The sequence below is a fragment of the Candidatus Nanoarchaeia archaeon genome (assembly GCA_035290625.1).
Lineage (GTDB): Archaea > Nanobdellota > Nanobdellia > Woesearchaeales > DATDTY01 > DATDTY01.
On sequence record DATDTY010000043.1, the window covers coordinates 32,161 to 55,221 of the forward strand.

Below are 23,061 nucleotides of genomic sequence, written 5' to 3' on the forward strand. Positions count from 1 at the left end.
AGGTTCTTGTTCCTGGTTGTGTAATTGCGTTGAGGAACTATTGGGTTTGCTGGGTTTCTGGCTCCGGTGAAAATCTTGCTTCGCAGCTGCCGCCGGCTCGGCTTGCGCCGTCTTTCTGTATGTATCGTTGAAGCCCCGTAAGGGACAACCCCCTCAACTCAGTCTATGGCAATCCTTAAGAGCCTCGCAGAGAGGCAGCTGCACTGATTTTCACCGTAGCCTTTGGGTTTCGAAACATTTAAAATGATGAGAGGCTTTCTGTTTCTGGGGGGAAATGGATAGAATCGTTTTTCTGGGAACTGGAAGCCAGTCTGTTGTTCGGGCAAAGGTTGCTCGGCTCACTGGAGGGATTGTAGTGAAAACCGGTGATAACCAGCTTGTCATCGATCCTGGTCCAGGATGCCTGCAGGCTGCGCAATTAGCCGGAATCAATATCCGTGAGACTACAGCATTGCTTGTTTCGCACTGCCACATTGGGCATTGCAATGATGTCAATGCGGTTATCGATGCGATGACATACTCCGGATTGGACCGACAGGGAGTTCTCATCTGCAGTGCAGCACTTGTGCAAGGAGCTGAAGATATCAAACCGTATGTCACAGAGTTCCACATGAATTGCGTGGAGAAGGTGCTTGTGCTGAGGCCTGAGCAGCGTGTCGGAGTAAATGATATTGAAGTCCAGGCTTTGGCAACGCGGCATCATGATAGCCATGCGCTCGGGTTTAAGATCATGACTGATTCTTACACATTGTCGTACACAGGAGATACGGCCTTTTTCAGCGGAATGGACCAGATGTATAAGGGTTCTGATGTGATGATCCTGAATGTTGTAAGCCCTAAGGGAGTCCAGTCCAGGGGCAATTTGAACGCAGAGGATGCAGTGAATATTATTAATAAAGTAAATCCAAAGCTGGCGATTCTCACCCATTTTGGAGCAAAGATGCTTGAGGCAGATCCGATCTATGAAGCGCGGGAGATCCAGAAACAGACAAATAGCCAGATTATAGCTGCAAAGGATGGAATGTCCATCGCACCTGCATCTTATTCCGCACTTATGAAGCAGAAGAGGCTTGGGGGCTTTTAGACAGAGATATGCCTTTTCTTTAATTCTTTCTTCAGCTGAAAAATGCCCCTGAACTGGATCGAATCGATGCCTGCTTTTCTGGCACCACGTACGTTTATGGCCAAGTTATCGATAAAGATGGACTCTCTTGCCAGGCATCCTATCTTTCTGAGGCAGTAAGAAAAGATACTCAGATCAGGCTTTCGGAAGTGAGCCTTGCAGGAAAGAATCACAGGGTTGAATAAAGCATATCTCCTGCTGTTCAGGCTGGCAATCGGCAGTGTGACGTTTGAAAGGAGGGCTACTTGGTAATTCCTTTTCAGCTTCCTGACAAGAGAGTATGATGATGCCCACCCTTTTGGATGACCATATGCTTTGGCCCATAAGCCGGTAAAGCGCTTGGGATCCTCCTTTATCTTTAATTTTTTTAAGAGTCTCCCCCAATATCCATACTCATTGAGTTTTCCCTTTTCAAATTGATGGTATACCGAAGTATTCGCAGCTCTGAAGGCTGAGAGGGACACATTCAGATGCTTTGCCAGGGCTGTATACATCTTCGGGTCATAATCCGGCTCCATTACCCCGCCGAAGTCAAAGATAATTGCCTTGATCATCTAGATCGCTGCCTGGGCTGCCAATAAGATTACATAACCTATGAAACAGCCTATTGTGAGGAAAGGCATTGCGGGATAAAATCTGTCATTCCTTCCATAATAGAGAAGGAGAAAGAGCGCAGCGGTTGCGGCAAGAGGAATAATGAGGGATAAGAGGAATCCTGCTGACTCGCTATAGAGGCGCATCAATTGCGTCATAACCACTCCAGAGAACAGCAGAGGGAAGCCGAGATCTCCTCCTCCTACAACTGCATTCCTGACGAGATGCCTTGGCACTTTTTCGCCGCCAAGGTGGCTTTGCAGGATCTTCTTTTTTATGCTGACTCTTGGAGCTGAAGTGTAAGGGATAACAACACCAGCAAATACATTTGCCTGCGCCTGGAATTTTGCCATCTTGACCATGTGTTTAGAATGCCATACTGCGTACATATCATAGAAGGAGATAATGATGAGGAGCAGAGAAACGCCCATCAACGAGAGGATTGGGACAAAAATTGCTGCAAGGCCGCCATACATGAAAATCTCTGTGAGATTATGGATATAGATATTCGGCCTTAGGATTTTCCAGAGGGCAAGGATGAGCGCCAAGAAGAACGCTGCTGCGTCAGATATGAATGCGCCAAATGCAATGCCAAGTGTGATGAATGCGCTGAGGAAAAACCATACCTTCCAGAGGAAAAATTTCTGGATCCTTATGATGAACAGGATGAGGATTGTACCAACAAGTATTGCTGCTAAGATATAGTACACCGATGCACTTTCTTCTACATCCGGCCTTTCTATATCATACGGAAGCGCGGTGAAGGTAACGTTTTCAACAGGGCCGGGCACAGTATGGTCTATATAGAGATTGACTACAGTAAGCCCCATCAGCTGGGAGAGAAAGAAGATCACGGCAAGGAGGATGATGACACGAAGGTCGTGCTTCATTGGGTATTGCACAGCCCATTATTATATAAAGGTTTGTTTTATAACGTAGGACATAAGTGATTAATAAAAAATTGTTATGTCCTACGAATATAATAGAGGCAAAATAATATTAATAAGTTATGACCTCTATTATAGGTCAAGAATAGAGGATACTTCTCGTCGACAAGATGAAAAAGAAAAGGTATATATACTTCAGCATATTCTTAATCCTTATCATGAAACTCCGAGTTGGTTATCGGTGGCACTTGTAAATTGTTTGTTCTAGATAGCATTATTTTTAGGGTATCAAATGGTATGTGGCCATAGCCATTCTTCTTGCATGATTTGAATTGGGTTTAACGGAAAGTTGGTTTACGCTCTATCAAAAATTCGAGGTAGTTATCAAACCTATGGAGGCCAAAATGAAACTTCAAATAGCTGAGAAAGAGATTCCCTATCAGAGTGCTTTTGAATACTATAAATCGATAACAGACAATGGAAGAATCCCGGGGCTGTTGATGGAATCAAGGACCAGGAACCTTGCATATGGAAAACAGAGCATTGTTGCAGCGAATCTTGCGCTTAAGGTAAGCGGGAAGAATGAAGATGTGCATGTTGAAGCGCTGAATGGACAAGGTGTTGCTTTGCTGGAAGAGTTCTCGAGCGGGGATTTTCCATTTGCTGAGTCGTATACGCAGGGAGGGGGCTCTTTAGAAGTTCGGTTGAGGAAGGACCAGAATAAAAATCTATCAGAAGGAGGGCGAGTAAGGAAGACAAGCCAAGCTACTTTCCTGCGGCAGATTCTTGGCAAGTTCTCAACTGACAATAGATATGCGGGGGTGTATGGAGCATTTGCCTATGACTTTGTACGGAACTTTGAAGATATAGGCCATATGCATGATGGAGAGCCAGGAGATGACTTTACTCTTTATCTGCCCGGGGATATTTATGTCTTTAATGACATCAACGAAAGCGCGGTTCGGTATGGGGTGCAGATTGGAGGAAGCAAGGAGCCTTTCCACATTAATGACGTGAAGCCTGATGAAGGCGGAGGGTTTAGGGCAAGCATGGGCAGAGAAGAATATATGGAAAAGGCTGCGGTGATTGTGGATTATGTAAGGAACGGGAAATTTATGCAGTGTGTGTTGTCAAGATCTGTTTCCTTTCCTTTGATTGAGCATCCTATTGAGGGGTATGCGACGCTTAGGGAAAGCAATCCATCTCCCTATTGTTTTTTCTTCAGTTTTGGGGATGAGTTTCTTTACGGATCTTCTCCTGAAATCCATGCTGTTGTTGAGAATAGGAAGTTAAGGGTACGGCCACTGGCCGGGACAGTGCGGCGTTTTGAAAATCCACTGGAAGATGCATTAGAGAGGATAAGACTCCAGACTGATAGTAAGGAGCTGAGCGAGCATACCATGCTTGTTGACTTGGCAAGGAATGAAGCTTACCGTCTTTGCACTCACGATACTGTTGTGGTGACTGATATGTATACTGTTGAGGAATATCCTAACTTGTATCATCTCGCAAGCGGAGTAGAAGGAGATCTTAGACAGGGCATGGATTGCCTTGATGTGTTAGTAACAACTATTCCTGCAGGAACATTAAGCGGAGCTCCTAAGCTTGAGGCAATGAGGGTGATAGAGGAATTAGAGCCAGAGAGAAGGCAGTATTATGGAGGCGCGGTCGGATATGTGACCTTCAATGGGGAGTTGAATACAGGGATTGCAATACGGTTTGTCCATGCAAAGGATGGTTATTCCCGAGTGCAAGGCGGAGCTGGCATTGTTGCTGATTCAATACCTGAAAAGGAGTTTCAGGAAACCTGCACAAAGATGATGATGCCAAGCCGCGCCCAAGGTTATCCTATTGACGTAATACGGAAGGTGTTGGAAAAATGAGAATAAACTATATCGACAACTATGACTCGTTTGCAAATACTATAGCTGCGTATTTCAGGAATGCCGGAGCCGAGGTAGAGATATATAAAAGTGATTGCGATCTTGAGACTGCTGTTAAGGGAGAACCAGATATGATACTTCTCGGTCCTGGCCCCAACAGCCCAAAGGAGTCCGGGAACTATCTGGAGGTACTGGATAAGTATTGCAAAAGGTATCCGATGTTTGGGATCTGCCTGGGGTTTCAGGCGATGATGGAGTACTTCGGACAGGAAGTAGTTCCTTTGGAGAATGTCGTCCATGGAGCTGCTGTAGGCGTCCAACATACAGGCAAAGGTATCTTTGAAGGGATTCCTCATCCTGCAAAATTTGGCAGGTACAATTCTCTTGGCGTGCATGCTGTTCCTGCATCGTTTGAGATCAGCGCAGCATCAGATGGGATTGTTATGGCTGCCCGACATAAGGATATTCCTTTAGAAGGGGTGCAGTTCCATCCGGAATCTGTGCTTTCTACCTACAATGAATCTGGAGCCAGGCTGATTCGGAATTTGATTAAGATGCTCAAAGAGAGGAAGGTGATGTAATGGCCTCAACAACTTTTTTTGCTCTTTCCCTTTTGGATTTATGCTCTTTCAGGAATTGGGTGAGCTTATCAATTGCTATTTGCTTTAATTCTCCTGTTAAAAGGTCTCCTGACTTGTAGTCATTGCAGAGCTTTTGCAGTTTTTTGTCATCCTGCTCCAAGCCGTATTTCAGCATCTGGAAGGAGACGTCAATATCGGGATTTCCTCCTTTTTTCCGGTGCTCTTCTATGGTGTCTTTGCCTCCTGAGAATGCATATTTTTTTATTTTTCTGGCTGCTTCTTCTGGAGTGTCTGTTAAGGCTATGTAGGAAGCCGGGTCAGAGGAGGACATCTTGTCTCCCTTCAGGCCTGGCAGGAATTTGTGGTAGGTTGAGGAGAGCTGCGTGAAGGTGTATTCTTTGATTCTTTGGGATATATCCCTTGCTAATCGCAAGTGAGGATCCTGATCGATGCCTACGGGAACAATTGTGGGGAACGGTTTTCCTTCGAATTCCTTTAATTGAGGGTGAAGCATATCAGCTGCCTGGAGGAGGGCTGAGGCAAGCTTTCCGGGTGTAAGATGGCCATAGATTGCCTTTACCTCATTGAAGGTAGCGTGCCTTGCCAGAAGGCTTGCCAATCTGTAGTAGGCTGATGCCTTTTTTCCGTCTTTGCTCCTCTCTGACTGGAAATAGAAATCACACTTCCTGATATCTAAGCCTAGTGCAATGTAGTTTGTGAGGTATTCTGTTATTGCTGTTTCTCTTAATTCTTTTAAAGACTGGTTTCTTGAATTGTATGCTTCGATGTCTGCAACAGCAATGTAGACCTTTGCTCCCAGAGATTGGTAGAAGATGATCTGGTCTGCCACTAATTTGTGGCCAAAATGAAATCTTCCTGAAGGCATCAATCCGGTCATCATGACAAATGGCTGCTTGTTTTCTATGGACTCTGCTATCTGTTTGAAATCGCGCTGAGCAAAAACAATTCCTCTCCGAAAGAGATAGAAATCTTCGAACTTCTTTGGAAGATGGCTTAATGGCTGCAAGCCGAAGTCTTTGATCAGCTTATAGTAATCCACCTTTCCCTTTACTTCCCAGGGCGTGACTTTTGCTTCCTGCATGTTCGGGATTACTTGAGGAGGGTATAAAAAGATTTGGATTTAGCGTAGCAATGTATTCTTCTGTGTTGTATAACAGATATTGAAAAGAAACGAAGAGGATTACTGCGCCAGAGAAAAAGGATATTGCCAGGGCAAGGTGATGCTTGAATAAAAAGACGAATCCCAGAAACAGGGATACTGCGGATCCTATGAAGAGAAATGATGCAACTGGGTCAGACCAATACGGATCCTCTTTCGTCCTTAACTCAAAGTCTTCACAGCTTTTGAAGGATTTTAGCTCCTGCCGGAAGCTGTTGCAGAAGAAATATTTTGTTATTGTGTTGTCTTTACTCAACCTTTTCTTAAGAGCGCAGTTATCACATTCATAACAGGAGTAGTCTTTTGGATCGTATTCTTCAGGGGCTTCGATCTTTCTCATGGTTAAATCTTGGCCTCAGCCAGATGCATGCATGGCGGGCTTTTTTGCAATAAGGAGAGATGATTACTTTCATTTTATTTCTCCTATCTCCGTCAAAGCTACATTCAGCATGAGAAAGGAGAGGGGCGCCTCATGGAAATACTTGTATAACCTTGGATGCCTTTTGAGTTTTTCAAAGAAAGCTTCAACGCCTTGATGGATTTCACAGCAGTATAATTCCTGCGCCTCACGCTTGCTGATGAGGCTTTGGATTCTTTTTATAACATGAGCGTACTCCTTAAGAAAATACTTTCTGTCTGCGGCAGGATTATGGCTTTTTTCAAGAAAATAAACACCCCTGGCCTTTCCAAAAAGTTCCTGCTCTTCTGCAGACAGGAGGCAGTTCCAGCAGTAATCTCCGTCTGGAAGGCTTTGTTCCTCGCAGAGCTTGTCCACAGGTATGTCACTGTATCTCTTTCCGCAGATATCGCAATAGAGGCAGAAATATCGTGTTATCCATTCTTTATTTATGCATTGAGTTTCGCTTGATGTGTACTTTGATTTGTTTTTGACGTAGCGTTTCATTCCAGATCATGCCTCCATGAAGAATTCGGCTTTAATCATTAAATACCTAACGCCCTTCTTAGTGATATATTCCTGATTTTTGCGTAAACTATTAATATATGTTCCTTTCAGGAATATATGATGGGAAGATTAGCTGAGCTTGTGAAGAATACTGAGGGGCTGAAGATAGCAATCATGAGCTATGAGGATACAAATCTAGAGATTATCTGCATGTCCAACAAGTATTATTCAGAGCATTTGCAGTTGCTTAAAAGGCCTAAGGAAAGGAAGAAAATCTCAGAACGTGAGTTTCATGAAAGGCTGTGGGGTTATCTCTGGAACGAGAAGGTGAGCCAGCTTTTGATTATTTTATATCTTGAGGAGTTACGGGGGGTTAATCCAACAATCTGGGAATTGAACAAGCTGCTCAAGAGGACTTCAAAGCAATACTCAGCAACATTCAAACAGGTGTCTAAGTTGGAGAAGCTAGATATTGTGCATACGAAGGATGTTGCGTCTTCTCCAAGAAAGGAAAAAGAAGTTTTTATAAACAAAAAGATTGTTACGGTTTACGGCGATGATGAGTTTCGGAAGATGATGCTTGAGGATTGGGATGGCGATGCGAAAGCTTACATTGAGATGAAATTGAGGGGGCTGCTGGAAGAGAAAGAAGAGTTTGAGAGGAAGATTGAGAGGGTAAGGGAGGGGAAACGGGGGAAAAACAAGAAGGGGGCGATGAAAGATGGAAGAGTCAGAGGTACTTAGCTATGTGCAGATATGCATAGAAAAGTTATGCAACAAGTTTAGGAAAAATCCAGAATATTTCATTAGTATGGAGCAAGATTTAGTTGCTTACCTTTATCATTTGATTGCTATGAATCCTTTCTTCCTCGATGAAATAGAGTATACTACTGAAGATGGCGAAAAGATTAAAACAAAATTAATAGAAACCCAAACGCGTACGTTTGCTCTAGTGAATACTAAGGTTGGCAGATTTGATTTAACTGTCCTCAACCCTAAACAAGAGGTGGGCGAAAAAGAGAATTTGATAGCTATAGAATTTAAATGGATTGGTAGATTATACGAGAGGGATGTTTTAGATATTAAAAAGGATTTGGATAAATTAAATAATAAAGAAAATGAGGTTAAGTGGGGATATCAGCTAATATTTTCTTCTGATAAGAGGCTTACCGAAGAAGGTAAGTCTGAAATTCTAACCTACAATAAGAATCAATCCACGAAGATATTGTTTATAGAAAGAGGAAAACCTTTGGAGGGAAAAATGACAGGAATGAAACCTAAAGTATTGTTGTTTAAGTATAATAAGGACAGATGGGGAGAAATTGAGGATATAAAAAGAGTATTTGAAGCTGATGAATATGATTATCAGCCCAATAAGTTAGCAAGTTATGGAATAGAACCAGAAGATAAGGACAGATGTTTGGGTATATTGAAGGACACAATGGAAATATGTTTTATTTGCAGGATTAGAAAACCATCGCAGGACGAAAATGGAGAATTTGATTTTGTTGATCCCTTATTCTTTGAGAATCCGTTAGATTTCAAAACTATGTCTACTGAGCCACTTTACAAATTGTTCAGGCCAAGCGGAACAGGAGAATTAACGAGAGCTGTTTTATTTAATCTCTCTGAATTTAGCGAACATTTAGAGGAGATTAAGGAGAAGTTGATCCAGTTAAATCCAAGCCAGTCAGGAGAAATCAGAAAATATTTTGTGGAGAATTAATTATAACAATAAGCGATAACTGGATATTTTTATACCACCCCATACACCCTCAATCTTCCTCGCAAAGTTCATGGACTGCAATATCTCTATCCCCATACCTCAATCCGCAAATATCACAATATAAGTAAAAAAATTTGTCTTTCCATTTGCCATTTATGTATTTGGATTCTGTTGCAGTATTCTTAGATTTATCTTTGACATATTTTTTCATTCCCAGTTAATGCCCTCTTTATGATAAAAAACCATTAGATAAATATCCTTATTCCTAATAGGTTTAGTGCCGTATCTGTTTATCAAAGCGGTGTTTATACATAATTCCTCGTTATAAACACAGCTTTTATCAAGCAAAACATCAAAAGCGAATCTTTCTATGCTTTTTTGCTGGACTAATCTTTTCTGAGTATACTGCCTGATGAAAGGAAAGAATACGATTATGCCATTATATTTCCATCCATTAGATACATCTTTTGCCCCCCTCATTATAATTTTGGCAGTTGTTTCAAACTCAGGGGTATTGTATTCTTCTTTTGTAATCTTCTTATGATATACTTTGTAGCCAGATTCCTCAAAAGCCTCGATTGATTTTTTGACCAAATCAAATCTGTTTAAAGCAATATATCTCATAATAAACTCGCCAAAAAAATTAACCGGCGTTGGAGTTGGGCACATAAAAGAGCCTCATTCTCCTTTTTGCAGTTTGCGCCATCTTGGTGTCTTCCTGTTATAAACTAAATCATTTATCTTTTCCAGCGCCAGTGCGTAAACATAGAGATTGCGCTCCATCCTCTTCTTTTCTTTTCTTGGAGAAAGCAGGATAAGGCCAGCTCTGCCGTCTTTCAATGGCTCCCACTTGATCGGAATAAATTCCTTCCCTGCTTTGTCAATAATCCTTTTTATTTTTGCTTGCATTTTATTAGACCTCTCAAGAAAGGATCGCTCAAATCAACAGCTTTCCTTCTCTTTCGTTTAATCTTTCGTTTAATGAATCCTAATTCTTCCAAATCCTTAAATAACTGCATTTCGACCATTATACAAATATTAAGACAGGATCCTTATCGGTGGTGTAGCCTGCCTCAAACCTAATTTTTTCAATATTTTCATTTTTCATCACCTTTAATGGCTTGGAAAACTCTCTTATTTAAATATCTTTCTATTTAATAGTATAAATTCTACTAAATAATAGAAAAATATAAATAACGGCTGCGTTTACTATCGCTTATGGATAAATTTATTAATGATACGCCTCTTCTACTGCCTTATATAGCAACAAGAGGGGTGGAAATGAAGAAAGTCCTTATCGCTACACTCTACAAGCCAGAGCCTGTGCTTTTGGCTTCAAACAGGCTTGGACCTGACAGATTGATTCTTTTGCTTGATAAAGAGCCGAATAAAGAGCAGGAGGCTTCGTTTAAGCTGATCAAGGAGTCGCTTGGAAAGGTGATTGATGTCAAGGCTGCCAAGACAGAGGTGTATGATATTGTGGCTATAGCCAAGCAGTGCGTTGAAATCATTGATATGCAGCCTTCTGAGGATCATATTTATATCAATATTACATCAGGAAGGAAGACCAAGGCTTTTGGCGTGTTGCTTGGAGCCTATGCCAGAGCTGACAAGGTAAAGAAGATAGCCTATAACCCGGAGGATTCGAAGACTGTCGTGTATTTGCCCAAGCTTTCTTTTAAATTAAATGAATCACAGAAGAAGGTTCTTGAGGTCGTTGAGAAGCACACTTCATTGTCTCTTGCAGAAATGGCTGAGAAGAGCTCCTTGAGCCCTGCGATGTTCTACAGGAGTGTGAATGAATTAAGGGATATGGATCTCCTTATCACTGAGCCTGAGATCTCATTAACTGATGCAGGAAGGATAGCGAGGCTGTAAAAAAGCAACAAATTAAAACACAAAAAATGAAAAAAGAAATCATCCAACGGCTGCAGAAATCATTTGAGGACTACTCCCAGAAAGCAGAGGATATTGAATTCTGGTTTGCGAGAGACTTGCAGGCATTGCTCGATTATAATGACTGGAGAAATTTTGTGAATGTGATAGAAAAAGCAGAAATTGCCTGCAAAAGTTCAGGGCAGGAAGTCCAAGACCATTTCGTTGATATCACCAAAAAGGTCAAGATAGGCTCTGAAGCAGAGAGAGAAATTGAAGATATAATGCTGACAAGATACGCCTGCTATCTTATTGCGCAGAACGGCGACCCAAGAAAAGAGCAAATAGCATTCGCGCAGAGCTATTTTGCCGTCCAGACAAGAAAGCAGGAATTGATTGAGCAAAGGATAGATTTGATAGAAAGAATGAACGCGAGGCAGAAGCTTGCCGCATCAGAAACAGAGCTATCAAAGCTGATTTATGAAAGAGGGGTAGATGAAGATGGCTTTGCAAGGATAAGAAGCAAGGGAGATAAGGCCTTATTTGGTGGGTTTACTACTTCGCAAATGAAAAGCAGGCTAAGGATCCCGAAAAGCAGACCGTTGGCAGATTTCCTCCCAACTATTACAATAACGGCAAAAAATCTTGCAACTGAAATAACCAACTTTAATGCCAAGAAAGAGGATTTAAAGGGAGAAAACAATATAACTTATGAGCACATAAAGAACAACACAGATGTCAGAAGACTTCTTGCAAAGAGTGGCATAAAGCCCGAAGAGCTTGCGCCTGAAGAAGATATAAAGAAGCTTGAAAGAAGGGTAAAGAAAGACGAAGAATTGATTGGGAAGAAATCCAAGAAGATATCCAGAGATAAGGGAAAGATTGCGAGGCTGTGAAGGCTTCTGTGAGATCATACGATAAACTGAAGTTTCCTGGGAAGAATGAGCCGGCAAGGGAAGAGTTGGATACGCTGATAAAGAAGCTTGGATTATGGGACGAGCTGGCTGTTTTGGACACCTATGAACTTGCCAAGAGAATCAATAACAGAGGATTGCATGATGATTTTTTGAAGCTGATTCAGAAGTTTACTGTTAAGGAGATTATGGATGTTGTGAGGTTGGAGAGGAAGTGAAGAACGAGCTTCAAAACTTGATTTCTTGTGAATGAAAACAACAAGCTTTTTAAATCTCAACCCCTCTGGTCACAAAAAAGAGGTGAATCCTATGGTATTCCAGAAATTCAAGATCGCGCCGTTGCCTTCAACATTTATGCTGACGAGCATTATCGGATTTCTTGTCTCAGTGATTTGGGTTGGAAAGTACGATACGAGCTATGGATTTGCCTTCGGTTTGGTGTTTGGAATTATGTTTATAGCGTCGCTTGTATCAATGACCTATGCGCCAGTAGGGGATGAATTGCAGATTGATATGGGGCGCGTAAAAGCCGGCAAAGATAGGAGGAATAGGGCTGCAAAGAGGTAGATTCTGAGGTTATGGCTCGATTCGGCTTCCCTGAAAATCTCGTAAACGCCCGGGTTGCCGCCAGTACTCAAAAATGCTCCACATTTTTGGTCGCTCCTTCGGAGCAGTTCGATTGCGCTGTTTCTCCTGTGGACCGACATTCCCCGCAGGGGGCAACTCCCTTGTCGGTACTGATGTCTTGATTTTAAGCCTCACAAAAAGGGCGGCAACCTTCACTTTCAGGGAAGCCGCTCGATTCGCAAAGGTTTTATAGTCAGGCGGATTTGCCTTTTGCATGAGGTTTCAGCTGATTGTTCTTCTTGCTCTGGTTCTGCTTCCGACGGCAGATGCTGCGAAACAGGGACGCATTAAGCTGCTGGCTGCAAAAGAAGGCCTGAATGGAACGTTTGTTGGAAGCACTGCAGACCTTTTTCTTGAGATACAAGAGGGGAGCGGCAGGGTCTTTCTGGATACCTTTCCGCTCACAAAGGTTGACACACAGATCTCCACGCGATTTGCCAAGGAGGTTGCCTGCAACTACCTGGATTATGCCTGCGATGGCTATGACTTCATCTATACCATCAGGGCAGATTCCTCTATCATTGGAGGCCCAAGCGCAGGAGCTGCAGCAGCAGCCTTAACTGTTGCCTTGCTGGATGGTATCACCATTAATCAGGACATCGCCATAACAGGAACGATAAACTCTGGAGGGGTCATAGGGCCTGTAGGCGGGATACTGGCAAAGATAGATGCCGCCAAGGAAGGCGGGGCCGCAGTAGTGCTGGTTCCAAAGGGAGAGGGAGGCCAAAAAAGCGGAAACAGCAGCATTGATGCCAGGGAATATGGGGAAAATCTCAATATCACAGTTATTGAGGTCTCAAGCCTGGATGAAGTGCTATCCTATTACACCGGGGCCAGCATTCCGGAGATTGATAATGTGAGCGCTGACCAGGGCTATCAGGAAGCGATGCGGCAAATCTCTGAGAGATTCTGCAACCGGAGCAGCCAATTGGGAAAGAATCTTGATGAGAAGGATCAATCTGTGAGCAGGGGGAGAAACCTTACATTGAGAGGAGAGGAGGCTATGAAGCTGGGAGACTTTTATTCTGCAGCATCGTATTGTTTTGGGGCTAATGTGCAGTTTACAGCAGCTTCACTCCTAGGGCAAAACCTTTCAGCAGGAGAATTGCTGGATCTTGTAAAGCAGGGAGAGAAAAGTGTGCGGGACTTCGGCAGCAGGATCAGCAAGGAAGAGAAGAAAACACTAACGGATCTCCAGAGCTCTATGATTATTCGAGAGCGTCTTGATGAGTCTCGTGATGTATTTACAAAGGCGAGATTGCAGCTCTTGAACGGAACTCAACCCTATCAGGACATTGCCTATGGATTCGAGCGGATCTACACTGCTTCTGCGTGGAGCGTATTTTTTAACCATCAAGGGAGAGCCTATGATCTGGATCCGGACAAGATTAAGGATGCCTGCATTAATAAGCTGCTCGAGGTTGAGGAACGGATGCAGTATATCAGCTTGGTGTTCCCCGTTCAGCAGGAAAATGATGACTTGAAGTATGCCAATGCGGATTATGAGAAAAAGGATTATGAGATGTGCCTGTTCCGGGCTTCAAAGGCAAAGGCATCTGCAGACATTATCATGGCTGTTTTGGGGCTGGAGGATGGTCCTGCGGTGGATGATGTGATTGAGCAAAAGCTGCGCGCCGCAAAGAAGAGCCTGGCAAGGCAGGCAAAGAAGGGAATTTTTCCGATTCTGGCATACTCCTATTATGAATATGCAAACTCCTTAAAAACCCAGGACAGATATTCGAGCTTGCTGTTCGCAGAATATAGCCTGGAGCTTTCGCAGCTTGATGCCTATTTTAAGGAAAAGAAGGCTTATGCCGGGTTTTCGCTGGATACTGAAAAAGTAGAGATATTCCTCCTTGGGCTCGCAGTTGGCATTGGATCGTTGAGCCTTGGACGCATTATCGCAGAAAGAAAAAGGAAACATGTGGAGCGGCGTTTTTTATAGAGAATTTTGATTAACCTCTTATTTGCCAAAATTCTCTAAGAGAACTTTGAATAAGACTGATGGGAGCCATGGGTTATTCAAAGTCCTCTATAGAACTTTTGTTGTTTAAAACCCAGAAAAGGCCTTCTTGCGAAGGCCCTTAATGGGAAAAAGAGGTGATCTTGAAATCCCCCAACATTGATACTACAATTAGATAGATAAGCTTATATTTAAATCTTTCTATTATAATCTATTGCTAAGTAGTTACAAAATACTGTCTTTGTGCGAGAAAGCTTATAAATGCCAAATTTAACCCTTATAGGATGAAAGGCATTGCAATGTGTTTTGGGCTGGTTATCATTCTTGCGGCAATAATGGCCTGGCTGGCGGAGCCGGAGGCTGCGATTACTGGAATGGCTATAGAGCCTGCAGAGGCAGAGTTCCTCTATAAGCTTTATTTCTGCCCGAGGGATGATTGCTATGCGGCTATCGTGACGCTGGTGAACAGCTCAGAACGATTTGTTCACTGCGGCCTCTTTGACCTGAGGCTGGAAGGCCTGATTGGTCTCCTTGATGCAAAGTCTAAGGAAGTAGAGGTCAAGGTCGTAGTGGATGATACGAACTACAAGCATGTGGAAAAGAGAAGATGGGCAAAAAAGGACACAAGCAGCCAGCTTTCCCATAACAAATTCTGTGTCATTGACGGAAAAATGGTCTCCACAGGATCCATGAACCCAACGGAAAATGATGCTGCGAGGAACAATAATAACCTTATTGTGATTGAATCAATGCTTCTGGCAGAGAACTATGAGGATGAGTTCCAGGAGCTCTGGAGCGGCGAGTTTGGCAGCGGCAGAAGGGTGAAGAATCCTGTGGTTTCTCTGGGAGGGACCAGGATTGAGAATTATTTTTGCCCTGAAGATTCCTGCGCAAAGCATGTTGAGGAAGTGATTTCGCGAGCCAATGAATCTGTTTTGTTCATGGCTTTCTCCTTTACAAAGGAGTCTATTGCTGATGCCTTGCTGTTTTCTAACGCTTCTGTTAAAGGAGTTGTTGAGAAACGGGGCTCTGGCTCGGAGTATTCCCAGTTTAACCGCTTAAAGGGATTCGGAGTCGATGTTGTCACTGATACCAATCCTTATACGATGCACCACAAAGTCTTTATTATCGATGAAAAGATTGTTGTGACTGGATCATTCAACCCGACGGGGTCAGGAGATTACAGAAATGATGAGAATATCCTTATACTCCATAATGAAGAGATCGCGAAGAGGTTTACAGAGGAATTTGGGTATGTGCGGCCAGAAAGCCCTGCCAATACGCAATAAAACAGCTCAGTAGAAAGTCAGTCGGCATCGGGCTCGCTTGCGCTTCCTTCACTGTTTGCTGACACCCCCGAAGGGGCCTACCCTCTGTCAGCAGTGGTTATGGGCGTGAAGAAGCTCGCAGAAAGGATGCCGGACTTTCTACTGATCCCAATAAAACGCAATGCATAAAAGATACATCCAATTTCTCTCCTTATGGTTGACGCAATTATTCTTGGGAGTATAGGGCTTGACGATGTCAGGACGCCTTTCGGAGAGGTCAAAGGCGCGTTAGGGGGGAGCGCCAGCTATGCAAGCCTTGCCTGCTCTTTTTTTGTAAAGCCGGGAGTTGTCTCTATTGTCGGAGATGATTTCCCTAAAGAGTATGAGGATTTGTTTGCTTCAAGAGGGATATCCTTAGAAGGGGTTGAAAGGAAGGAGAAAACGTTCAGGTGGAGTGGAGCCTATGAGCACGACATGAATGAGGCAAAAACGCTTAGGACAGAGCTTAATAGCCTTCAGGCGTTCAGTCCTTTGCTTCCTAAAGAATACCAGGAGGCGAAATATGTCTTTCTGGCAAATACTGATCCTGATATCCAGCTCTCTGTCCTGGAACAGGTCAGGAATCCGAAGCTGGTTATCCTGGATACAATGAATTTCTGGATTGAATCAAAAAAGGATCGCCTGCTTGAAGCCATACGCAGGTCTGATATATTGCTGCTGAATGATGGCGAGGCGCGGCAGCTGTTTGGGACTGTTAATCTTATGAAGGCTGCAAAAGAGGCCTTGAAGATTGGTCCAAAGCATGTCATCATCAAGAAAGGAGAGCATGGCGCCTTGTATTTTACTGATACAGAGCATTTCAATGCTCCGGGCTATCCTTTGGAGTTTCTGAAGGACCCTACAGGCTGCGGGGATAGTTTTGGAGGAGGCTTATTGGGATATCTTGCAAAGACGGGGGATGCTTCAGAGAGCAATGTCAGGAGGGCAATCATTTACGGGTCTGTCATTGCAAGCCATAATGCAGAGGATTTTTCTTTGAATAGGGTGAGAGCTATCTCGCTTGAGGATGTTGAGAAGAGGTTTGCTGCGTTTGGGAAGATGAGGGAGTTCTAATCCGGCGCTCTAGGAGATTTAGAGCTGCTCTTTGATATTGGTGGTTGCTATCATCGTCAATGTCTTGGTAATGCCTGGCTGGTTTCTGAAGGAGATTATAAAGTCGTTGAAGCTTTCAACATTTTTGAACTTGACCTTCAAGAGCAGGTCATATTCTCCGGTGACACCAAATACCTCCTTAATCTCTTTTCTCTGGAGGAAGGCATTTGGGAGGTGTTTTGAAGCAGCAATAAGAACAAAAGCGATAAAGCCTTCTCCAACCTGCGCATTATTGAGCTTGAGCGTGAATTGCTCAATCACCTTTTCCTTGATCAGCCGCTGGAGGCGCTGGTGAACTGTGGATGGCCGGATATGAGTCTGAGATGCGATGTCGCGGATCGAAGCTCTGCTATTACCTCGGAGAATCTCAATAATCCTGTGGTCTTTGTCATCTGGGGAGGGGGGATGCATAATAAAAAAGGCTCCTTGAATGAGAAGACATTCTCAAACGCCGTGAAAGCTTGTTGGGGGTCGCTTCAAGGAGCCCTCCTTTGTGCGGCGTTTGTTGCTTTTATCGTTCAATAAGTATTTAAATCTTTTGTTTTTTGTCTATTTTTATAGTGATTTATTGGACATTGTCTATATTTTCCTGCTTAAAGTATATTAATATCCATTCATTGCCTGAGCTTGGGGTGATTCCATGGATTCAGGCAAGAATTTTGAGGTCAAGGATTTGCAATTGGCGGAGCAGGGCAGGAAGAACATCGAATGGGCGGAGTCCCAGATGGGCGCCTTGATGAGGGTGAAGGAGAGGTTCCAGAGGGAGAAGCCATTATCCGGGATGAGGATTGGGATGGCATTGCACCCAACAAAAGAGACTGCTGTGCTTGTGCGGACTTTGCTGGCTGGAGGAGCTGATGTTGCTTTGTGCGCATGCAATCCTTTGTCAACTCAGGATGATGTTGCTGCGGCATTGGCAAAAGAGGGTGTGAAGATCTGGGCATACAAGGGAGAGACAAAAGAGGATTACTACAGATATCTTACTCAGGTGATCAAGACCAAGCCAAATTATACATTGGATGACGGTTGCGACCTTGTTACTGAGATCCATACAAAGTATCCTGAATTGGTTAAAGAGATTGTTGCAGGAGCTGAGGAGACCACGACAGGGATCATACGGCTGAAGGCGATGGAGAAGGGAGGTATATTGAAATATCCCATGCTGGCTGTGAATGATCTTAAGACAAAACATCTTTTTGATAATTTTTTGGGAACCGGACAATCAACAATTGATGGCATTCTTCGGGCAACAAGCATATTGATAGCGGGCAGGACTTTTGTTGTGGCAGGATACGGCCCTTGCGGCAAGGGGGTTGCAAGAAGGGCCCAGGGCATGGGCGCCAATGTTATTGTTGTTGAGGTGGATGCTGTCAGGGCGTTGCAGGCAGTCCATGATGGGTGCAGGGTAATGCCTATCGCTGAGGCTGCAAAAGAGGGAGAGGTCTTTGTAACAGTCACCGGGAATAAGCACATCATACGAGCTGAGCATATCGAAGCTATGAAGGACGGGGCCATACTTGCAAATTCAGGCCATTTTGACCTTGAGATTGATGTAAAGGGGCTGGAGGGGATCTCTAAAGGAAAAGAGAGGATACGGCCCCAATTGGACAGATATACGCTGAAAAACGGAAAGAATCTGTATCTTATTGGAGAAGGGAGGTTATGCAATCTGGCAGCTGCCGAGGGCCATCCTTCTGTTGTTATGGCGCAGAGCTTCTGTGGACAAGCGCTTGCAGCTGAATATGCGGCAAAGAACAAGGGAAAACTTGCTGCCAAGGTTATCAAGCTGCCTGACGAGATTGATACCACGATTGCAGAACTTCAGCTTTCTGCATTAGGCGTTTCGTTTGATCAGCTTACAGAAGAGCAGAAAGTGTATTTATCAAGTTGGCAGGAAGGGACTTGAGGTTATTGAGTTACTTTTTTCTCTTTTTCTTGTAAGCCAGCAGCCCGACAATCACGATTGCCAAGATGATGATTATCCCTATGAGAACTGACGGTTGCAGCTTTCCTGGAGGAGTTGGTGGAGCTTCCTCTTTCTTGATTTCTGGAAGAGCTACCTCTGGCTGGGCTTCTGGAGCTTCCACTGCCACTCCAGCAGCAACAGTTGAGGAGGTTATTTCAGTCAACTGCTTCTTTACAATATAATCAAAGGTTGCTGTTTGGCCTTTCTTAAGGACATCTACAGCAAATTCAAGGACAGGATCCTTCTGAAGAATTCTGGGCTTTATTCCTGGGAAAATCAAGTCATCTGATGATGCTGCCACATCTTTTAAGATAACCTCAATGACCTTGACATCTTTCATATCTTCGGGGGCTGTAAATACCACTATAATCTGGCTTCTGTAGAGCTCTTCGCCTGTTTCCTTATTCTGAACCTTGAAGACTGCCAATGTCTTTGTAACAGTGACTCCTACTGCTTCTTTGGACTGCAATTGGTTAAGGACGGATTGTAAGGCTGCAATGGCTTCTGGGCTGGTAACTTTCTGCAGCGCGCTTTCAACTGCTGCAGCTGCTGGCGTTGTTGTCACAGTAGCTGTTTCACCAACCTGGTCAATGCGGACATTTGTCCAGTCTGGAGGGATGGTTGCTGTGATTCTACTTATGGTTGCTGAATCGGTTACTGGTGTTGTGGCTCCTGTTGCTCCTGCCCCGCCACCTCCTCCGCCACCTCCGCCACCTGTGCTTGAAGTTGCAGCTGCGGTTGTTGAATAGTTGATATTAAGCCGGGTTGTGTTTCCTGGCTGATAGGGATAGGAACTAGGGGATAAGCTACTTCCTGAGCCTGCTGAGAAGGTTATTGTATTGCCTGCGGTTGCGCCTGATTGATAGACTATCAGCTGATGGCATTCTGCTCCATTTGCGCAGCCATACTGGCCTGCTGCTGTTGTTGTGAGCGAGCCTGCTGTTGCGCCATTAAGCGTTGCTATTATTGTCACTCCTGCAGACGCTCCGGTAAGGTCTCCGTAGAATATGTGAGGGTCGTTTAGGCTAGGAATTTGCGCATGTACGAAAGGAAATGCTAGTAGTATTGTTGCAATGAATATTAAACTTGTTAAACAGAAAGGTAGCTTGTTTCTCATCTTCAAGTTGGTTTTGCCCCCATGGTAGTAAAGAAAGTTAAAATAAAATAAAATAAAAAGTTTGCTTTACTGCGCCCCCATGCCTGAAAAGTCATGGATTCCTGTTGCGCTGGTACTAAGCCATACCCAGTATGCACGATATGGACGGATGCTATCGGTGGTTGCGGCTGTTGAGCTTGCCTCTGTTGTCAAATCTGCAGTATCGTACAAGGTTGTTGCATCAGTCACAGAGTCAAGCCAGTTTCCATCGGCTTCGAGGTTTGTCTGGGCATTGTTGTCGAGGTAGCCATCAACACCAAGCAGTATCCATCCGCTTCCTACAGTAATGCTCGTCGGGACGCTATCTGCGCCAGGTTGCTCAGTTGATTGGATAGGTATGTCAACGCTCTGGTTTACCCGGATTAGGTATCCTCTTCTTGGGACTAATTGAGATGCTGTCGCTGTTATGAATGTATCCGAGGTTCTTGATCCGTTGTAGGTGTAAATCGTGTTTGTTGTTCCTGATAGAGCGTTTGAAAGCCGTGTTGTATTGATTGCGTAAGGAATGCTGAATCCAGTCCATGCATTTGCAGAAGTTATTTCAATCACAGTGTCATAGACATCTACAATTCCAGTATGGTTGACAAGCGGGTTTCCTGCAAGATCTGTGATTCCTGTAGTCCCATTTTGAGGGATGATTCCCGATGTTTTGCCTGTGGTATTGTATGGACCTCGAACATCGAATCTTGCACTGAGGTTTAGTTGTACCCTTATCTTGTGGAGATCTCCCTGCATCACATAGGAGTTGCCAGTAAAGTTCGCAAGGAAAACTTCAGTTGAACTTGTTCCGTTTGCATAGTATAAGATACTCGTACTGTTTGAAGTATTCTGGCGGTACCCTGTAGAGACTGGCCCCATGGTTACATTCTCATTGAACTTCAAAACGAGATAGTCTCTGCCAGTATCTTCAGACAGGCTTCCTGGCTCTCCTGTTGATACATTGTAATCATGGCCTGTGTCGTTGTGCCACGCCATTATCAAGCTTGGGGGTGCTGTGTCGATTGTGATGTTTTCTGTGTTGTTCTCTGTCATGGCAAGCATATTTCCGTCATTTGCAACACCGAATTTTAGGGGTGCGGTTCCGTCTCCTGATGAATCGAGGACAAGGAATCTAGCTGTCAAGACCGTATAATTCAACCAGCTAAGAGTATGGACTGTTAGGTTTCCGCTTGAGTTTGTTGTAAAGTTAAAGGTAGGGATTACACTTGTGTTCATATACTCGCTAAATGTAAAGTTCAGTGAGTAATTCCCAACTTTTACAAATAGGTTGTCCCATGTTTCGTTTATGTCGATTGAAATGATCCAAGGAGACAGGGAGTCGTTTGTGTAGGTTCCTAAGGCCTTGCTGATATTTGAGGATCCAGACAGATTAGAGATGTTCTGCAGGCCGTTTCCATTCATGTCCCTTATTGTGTCATTTGATGCAGATAAATAGATAGTGTCTGTTCTCCAGGTTGAAATGTTGTAGACCTTCACATCAGGAAGTGCTATAATTAAAGTTGATCGTCCTGCAACAGTATCATTTGTTAAGCTTACTATAGCGGCATTATCTCCGGTCCCATTAAGGGCGAGAGTGACACCTCCTGCTGAATTGTTTCCTTCTGCCGTGATATTCTGCTTATTGCTCAAAAGAACAGTTGAGGAGTTTAGATCAAGAGATCGAAGGTCTACAATCTCACTGAATACGAATGTTAAGTTCCTGGTCTGATGGTTATAGGTTGTGTTAAGGAGCGTGGGGATTGTTGTGTCCATTGTCATGGTAACAATTGTGTCGTTATCTGCTATAATGTCATATACTGCGTTGTTACTGGAATCGTTGTAGGTTGTCTTGTTCACTGATATATTTAGGCCTGTTGTCTTCCAACCATTGATTATTGCTGCGTATTCCTGCGACAGACTTATAACTGATTGGTTTGAGGCGGATTTGTCTTGTGTTGTCGTACAATTTGCCTGATTAAGGGTGAGGGTGTTTCCTGTAGTCACATTATCCAGCAAGACTATACCTGAACAGTTGAGGAGTGTCACTGGCTCGTTAAATGTAAGGGTAAGGTTTCTTGAGGTGGTGTTTGCGTCATAGGTGAGCCCTGTGATTAGCATGTTTGGCCGGATGCGGTCAGGTGCTGTTGCATTCAGCGAGTCGTTCCGCACTTGGAGTGGATTAAGCTGGTTTCCAGCAAGGTCTGTGATGTTTAGTGCGCTTAGACTACTAATGTTAATCGCAACAACTGGAGTTGCATTGGCAGGGAATACTTGATCGGCAGTGAAATTGAGTGAAAGCTTAGATGAATTTTGGCCAACCCCTATTATAGTTACAGGATTGTGTTCTGCTCCGTCAAATACGATATAAATAGAGTTATTCAGGAATGTTCCGTTAACTATTGCTTCGCTAAACGTCACATTTATTGTTCTTGCGGTTGATGTAAATATATGCGCAAAAGCATCAGAGGTGGATGTTTGCGCTAATGCTAAAGTAGGATAAGAGTTATCTATTGTAAAGTTGGTGGTGTTGGTTGCTATGGTGGAACTATTGATAGAATGTTCCAAGTCACCCAGTTCACCCGGACCACTTATTTTTAGGATTACAGAAGCGTTAACATCTGTAGCATCGCTGGAGTTAGGCAATGCGAGGGTTGCATTGAAAGCAAACCATCTGGAAGCGTTGGATGGTATAACGTGTGAATCTGTTGTAGTCGCATTTACCCATTGAAGAACGCGCTTTGATGCATTACCACTTTCAGTTTCAGTTATTGTAAAGTTTATAACAATGCCTGCATCGGTGTTGTTTGAACCATCTACGTAGGTAAACCCATTTGGCATAATGATTGTGACATTTGTAACATTCTGTGTACGATTTTCATTGCCTATGGTGAAATTAAATATATAGGTTGCGTTGTTGAGGTACCATATGCCTGCCACCCTATTAACATTTGAAGTGTCTTTTCCAGGATTTACCTTCCTGACATTAGTGAGTGTGAAATTTGCCTCTTCGTTCGCAAACACAGAAACAGCTGCCATGCTTGCAACCATCGTCAATAATAGTACCATCAAGAACGCTTTGTTAAACCTCATTTTAGAACCTCCTTTTTTTGATCTTTTTTGGATGCTTGATCAGAAAGAACTGAATACGCAGAATACGCTCTAGGAAGAGTAGAGGAGAATCTCATACACAACCTCCTTTGATCACCCTTTTTTTCAAAATCGTTCCCTCACTTAACACTTAACTCAATGAATTGCTTCTCCCTCAACCAAATTTTCAACAACC

At 43.6% G+C, this 23,061-nt stretch carries 24 protein-coding genes; 13 read left to right on the top strand and 11 right to left on the bottom strand.

Annotation, left to right across the window (positions count from 1 at the left end; all coding sequences use genetic code 11):
• The first annotated feature begins 274 nt into the window (after positions 1-274).
• On the top strand, positions 275-1,084 hold the full coding sequence (locus VJB08_03900; protein HLD43101.1) for an MBL fold metallo-hydrolase: 810 nt from the start codon (positions 275-277) through the stop codon (positions 1,082-1,084).
• Here the strand turns inward: VJB08_03900 and VJB08_03905 are convergent.
• The gene (locus VJB08_03905; protein ID HLD43102.1) at positions 1,081-1,677 is read right to left on the bottom strand and encodes an HAD family phosphatase; all 597 of its coding nucleotides are present in this window, start codon (positions 1,675-1,677) and stop codon (positions 1,081-1,083) included. The two genes, VJB08_03900 and VJB08_03905, sit on opposite strands and share 4 nt — an antisense overlap.
• Positions 1,678-2,607, bottom strand: a complete 930-nt coding sequence (locus tag VJB08_03910) for a presenilin family intramembrane aspartyl protease (GenBank protein HLD43103.1) — start codon at positions 2,605-2,607, stop codon at positions 1,678-1,680.
• A 401-nt stretch (positions 2,608-3,008) separates the two neighbouring features.
• Here VJB08_03910 and VJB08_03915 point away from each other — a divergent pair, with 401 nt between their 5' ends.
• Complete coding sequence (locus tag VJB08_03915) at positions 3,009-4,487, top strand: anthranilate synthase component I family protein (protein ID HLD43104.1); 1,479 nt, start codon at positions 3,009-3,011, stop codon at positions 4,485-4,487.
• A complete protein-coding gene (locus tag VJB08_03920; GenBank protein ID HLD43105.1) occupies positions 4,484-5,068 on the top strand; it encodes an aminodeoxychorismate/anthranilate synthase component II in 585 nt (194 codons plus the stop codon). Before VJB08_03915 ends, VJB08_03920 begins: the two co-directional genes overlap by 4 nt.
• Here the strand turns inward: VJB08_03920 and trpS are convergent.
• The 3 genes from trpS to VJB08_03935 all read right to left on the bottom strand — a co-directional run bounded on the left by trpS (position 5,046) and on the right by VJB08_03935 (position 7,152).
• A complete protein-coding gene (trpS, locus tag VJB08_03925; GenBank protein ID HLD43106.1) occupies positions 5,046-6,170 on the bottom strand; it encodes a tryptophan--tRNA ligase in 1,125 nt (374 codons plus the stop codon). The two genes, VJB08_03920 and trpS, sit on opposite strands and share 23 nt — an antisense overlap.
• A complete protein-coding gene (locus VJB08_03930; protein ID HLD43107.1) occupies positions 6,115-6,588 on the bottom strand; it encodes a hypothetical protein in 474 nt (157 codons plus the stop codon). Before VJB08_03930 ends, trpS begins: the two co-directional genes overlap by 56 nt.
• A gap of 69 nt (positions 6,589-6,657) precedes the next feature.
• Positions 6,658-7,152, bottom strand: a complete 495-nt coding sequence (locus tag VJB08_03935; protein ID HLD43108.1) for a hypothetical protein — start codon at positions 7,150-7,152, stop codon at positions 6,658-6,660.
• A gap of 120 nt (positions 7,153-7,272) precedes the next feature.
• Between VJB08_03935 and VJB08_03940 the strand changes: the two genes are divergently transcribed.
• The gene (locus VJB08_03940; protein ID HLD43109.1) at positions 7,273-7,896 is read left to right on the top strand and encodes a hypothetical protein; all 624 of its coding nucleotides are present in this window, start codon (positions 7,273-7,275) and stop codon (positions 7,894-7,896) included.
• Entirely contained in the window at positions 7,874-8,878 is a 1,005-nt protein-coding gene (locus tag VJB08_03945) for a hypothetical protein (GenBank protein HLD43110.1), read from the top strand. The genes VJB08_03940 and VJB08_03945 overlap by 23 nt, the downstream gene beginning before the upstream one ends.
• Positions 8,879-8,927: 49 nt before the next feature.
• Here VJB08_03945 and VJB08_03950 read toward each other — a convergent pair whose 3' ends face one another.
• From VJB08_03950 to VJB08_03960, 3 genes are read right to left on the bottom strand one after another with little or no spacing between them, the layout of a single operon-like run.
• Positions 8,928-9,089, bottom strand: coding sequence for a hypothetical protein (locus tag VJB08_03950; protein ID HLD43111.1), 162 nt, complete (start codon positions 9,087-9,089; stop codon positions 8,928-8,930).
• The gene (locus VJB08_03955) at positions 9,086-9,547 is read right to left on the bottom strand and encodes a hypothetical protein (GenBank protein ID HLD43112.1); all 462 of its coding nucleotides are present in this window, start codon (positions 9,545-9,547) and stop codon (positions 9,086-9,088) included. Before VJB08_03955 ends, VJB08_03950 begins: the two co-directional genes overlap by 4 nt.
• A gap of 9 nt (positions 9,548-9,556) precedes the next feature.
• Entirely contained in the window at positions 9,557-9,787 is a 231-nt protein-coding gene (locus VJB08_03960; GenBank protein HLD43113.1) for a hypothetical protein, read from the bottom strand.
• 309 nt (positions 9,788-10,096) lie between these two features.
• On the opposite strand from VJB08_03960, the gene csa3 reads away from it, so the two are divergent.
• The 7 genes from csa3 to VJB08_03995 all read left to right on the top strand — a co-directional run bounded on the left by csa3 (position 10,097) and on the right by VJB08_03995 (position 16,638).
• Complete coding sequence (gene csa3, locus VJB08_03965; protein HLD43114.1) at positions 10,097-10,756, top strand: CRISPR-associated CARF protein Csa3; 660 nt, start codon at positions 10,097-10,099, stop codon at positions 10,754-10,756.
• Positions 10,757-10,782: 26 nt separating this feature from the next.
• A complete protein-coding gene (gene dinD, locus VJB08_03970) occupies positions 10,783-11,649 on the top strand; it encodes a DNA damage-inducible protein D (GenBank protein ID HLD43115.1) in 867 nt (288 codons plus the stop codon).
• Positions 11,650-11,657: 8 nt separating this feature from the next.
• Complete coding sequence (locus VJB08_03975; GenBank protein HLD43116.1) at positions 11,658-11,885, top strand: hypothetical protein; 228 nt, start codon at positions 11,658-11,660, stop codon at positions 11,883-11,885.
• A gap of 91 nt (positions 11,886-11,976) precedes the next feature.
• Positions 11,977-12,234 carry a hypothetical protein gene (locus VJB08_03980; GenBank protein ID HLD43117.1) on the top strand — a complete coding sequence of 86 codons (258 nt, stop codon included), beginning with the start codon at positions 11,977-11,979 and terminating at the stop codon, positions 12,232-12,234.
• 274 nt (positions 12,235-12,508) lie between these two features.
• A complete protein-coding gene (locus VJB08_03985; GenBank protein ID HLD43118.1) occupies positions 12,509-14,239 on the top strand; it encodes a S16 family serine protease in 1,731 nt (576 codons plus the stop codon).
• A 302-nt stretch (positions 14,240-14,541) separates the two neighbouring features.
• Positions 14,542-15,546 (top strand): phospholipase D-like domain-containing protein, encoded by a 1,005-nt coding sequence (locus VJB08_03990; protein ID HLD43119.1) that lies wholly within the window; start codon positions 14,542-14,544, stop codon positions 15,544-15,546.
• Positions 15,547-15,738: 192 nt separating this feature from the next.
• On the top strand, positions 15,739-16,638 hold the full coding sequence (locus tag VJB08_03995) for a PfkB family carbohydrate kinase (protein ID HLD43120.1): 900 nt from the start codon (positions 15,739-15,741) through the stop codon (positions 16,636-16,638).
• Positions 16,639-16,656: 18 nt separating this feature from the next.
• Here VJB08_03995 and VJB08_04000 read toward each other — a convergent pair whose 3' ends face one another.
• Positions 16,657-17,088, bottom strand: a complete 432-nt coding sequence (locus VJB08_04000) for an Lrp/AsnC family transcriptional regulator (GenBank protein HLD43121.1) — start codon at positions 17,086-17,088, stop codon at positions 16,657-16,659.
• Between the two features lie 229 nt (positions 17,089-17,317).
• On the opposite strand from VJB08_04000, the gene ahcY reads away from it, so the two are divergent.
• Positions 17,318-18,583 (top strand): adenosylhomocysteinase, encoded by a 1,266-nt coding sequence (gene ahcY / locus VJB08_04005; protein ID HLD43122.1) that lies wholly within the window; start codon positions 17,318-17,320, stop codon positions 18,581-18,583.
• Between the two features lie 10 nt (positions 18,584-18,593).
• Here ahcY and VJB08_04010 read toward each other — a convergent pair whose 3' ends face one another.
• On the bottom strand, positions 18,594-19,760 hold the full coding sequence (locus tag VJB08_04010; protein ID HLD43123.1) for a hypothetical protein: 1,167 nt from the start codon (positions 19,758-19,760) through the stop codon (positions 18,594-18,596).
• Between the two features lie 66 nt (positions 19,761-19,826).
• Positions 19,827-22,868 (bottom strand): hypothetical protein, encoded by a 3,042-nt coding sequence (locus VJB08_04015; protein ID HLD43124.1) that lies wholly within the window; start codon positions 22,866-22,868, stop codon positions 19,827-19,829.
• Positions 22,869-23,061: the final 193 nt, after the last annotated feature.

What these genes read in the sequence shown, in the direction of transcription:
- VJB08_03910 (HLD43103.1), bottom strand. Translation starts at nt 2,607, where the DNA reads ATGAAGCACGACCTTCGTGTCATCATCCTCCTTGCCGTGATCTTCTTT.
- VJB08_03950 (HLD43111.1), bottom strand. Translation starts at nt 9,089, where the DNA reads ATGAAAAAATATGTCAAAGATAAATCTAAGAATACTGCAACAGAATCC.
- VJB08_03945 (HLD43110.1), top strand. Translation starts at nt 7,874, where the DNA reads ATGGAAGAGTCAGAGGTACTTAGCTATGTGCAGATATGCATAGAAAAG.
- VJB08_03985 (HLD43118.1), top strand. Translation starts at nt 12,509, where the DNA reads ATGAGGTTTCAGCTGATTGTTCTTCTTGCTCTGGTTCTGCTTCCGACG.
- VJB08_03935 (HLD43108.1), bottom strand. Translation starts at nt 7,152, where the DNA reads ATGAAACGCTACGTCAAAAACAAATCAAAGTACACATCAAGCGAAACT.
- VJB08_03995 (HLD43120.1), top strand. Translation starts at nt 15,739, where the DNA reads ATGGTTGACGCAATTATTCTTGGGAGTATAGGGCTTGACGATGTCAGG.
- csa3 (HLD43114.1), top strand. Translation starts at nt 10,097, where the DNA reads ATGGATAAATTTATTAATGATACGCCTCTTCTACTGCCTTATATAGCA.
- VJB08_03960 (HLD43113.1), bottom strand. Translation starts at nt 9,787, where the DNA reads ATGCAAGCAAAAATAAAAAGGATTATTGACAAAGCAGGGAAGGAATTT.
- VJB08_03915 (HLD43104.1), top strand. Translation starts at nt 3,009, where the DNA reads ATGAAACTTCAAATAGCTGAGAAAGAGATTCCCTATCAGAGTGCTTTT.
- VJB08_04015 (HLD43124.1), bottom strand. Translation starts at nt 22,868, where the DNA reads ATGAGGTTTAACAAAGCGTTCTTGATGGTACTATTATTGACGATGGTT.
- VJB08_03940 (HLD43109.1), top strand. Translation starts at nt 7,273, where the DNA reads ATGGGAAGATTAGCTGAGCTTGTGAAGAATACTGAGGGGCTGAAGATA.
- VJB08_03900 (HLD43101.1), top strand. Translation starts at nt 275, where the DNA reads ATGGATAGAATCGTTTTTCTGGGAACTGGAAGCCAGTCTGTTGTTCGG.
- trpS (HLD43106.1), bottom strand. Translation starts at nt 6,170, where the DNA reads ATGCAGGAAGCAAAAGTCACGCCCTGGGAAGTAAAGGGAAAGGTGGAT.
- VJB08_03905 (HLD43102.1), bottom strand. Translation starts at nt 1,677, where the DNA reads ATGATCAAGGCAATTATCTTTGACTTCGGCGGGGTAATGGAGCCGGAT.
- VJB08_04000 (HLD43121.1), bottom strand. Translation starts at nt 17,088, where the DNA reads ATGCATCCCCCCTCCCCAGATGACAAAGACCACAGGATTATTGAGATT.
- VJB08_04010 (HLD43123.1), bottom strand. Translation starts at nt 19,760, where the DNA reads ATGAGAAACAAGCTACCTTTCTGTTTAACAAGTTTAATATTCATTGCA.
- VJB08_03980 (HLD43117.1), top strand. Translation starts at nt 11,977, where the DNA reads ATGGTATTCCAGAAATTCAAGATCGCGCCGTTGCCTTCAACATTTATG.
- ahcY (HLD43122.1), top strand. Translation starts at nt 17,318, where the DNA reads ATGGATTCAGGCAAGAATTTTGAGGTCAAGGATTTGCAATTGGCGGAG.
- VJB08_03990 (HLD43119.1), top strand. Translation starts at nt 14,542, where the DNA reads ATGAAAGGCATTGCAATGTGTTTTGGGCTGGTTATCATTCTTGCGGCA.
- VJB08_03930 (HLD43107.1), bottom strand. Translation starts at nt 6,588, where the DNA reads ATGAGAAAGATCGAAGCCCCTGAAGAATACGATCCAAAAGACTACTCC.
- VJB08_03920 (HLD43105.1), top strand. Translation starts at nt 4,484, where the DNA reads ATGAGAATAAACTATATCGACAACTATGACTCGTTTGCAAATACTATA.
- VJB08_03955 (HLD43112.1), bottom strand. Translation starts at nt 9,547, where the DNA reads ATGTGCCCAACTCCAACGCCGGTTAATTTTTTTGGCGAGTTTATTATG.
- dinD (HLD43115.1), top strand. Translation starts at nt 10,783, where the DNA reads ATGAAAAAAGAAATCATCCAACGGCTGCAGAAATCATTTGAGGACTAC.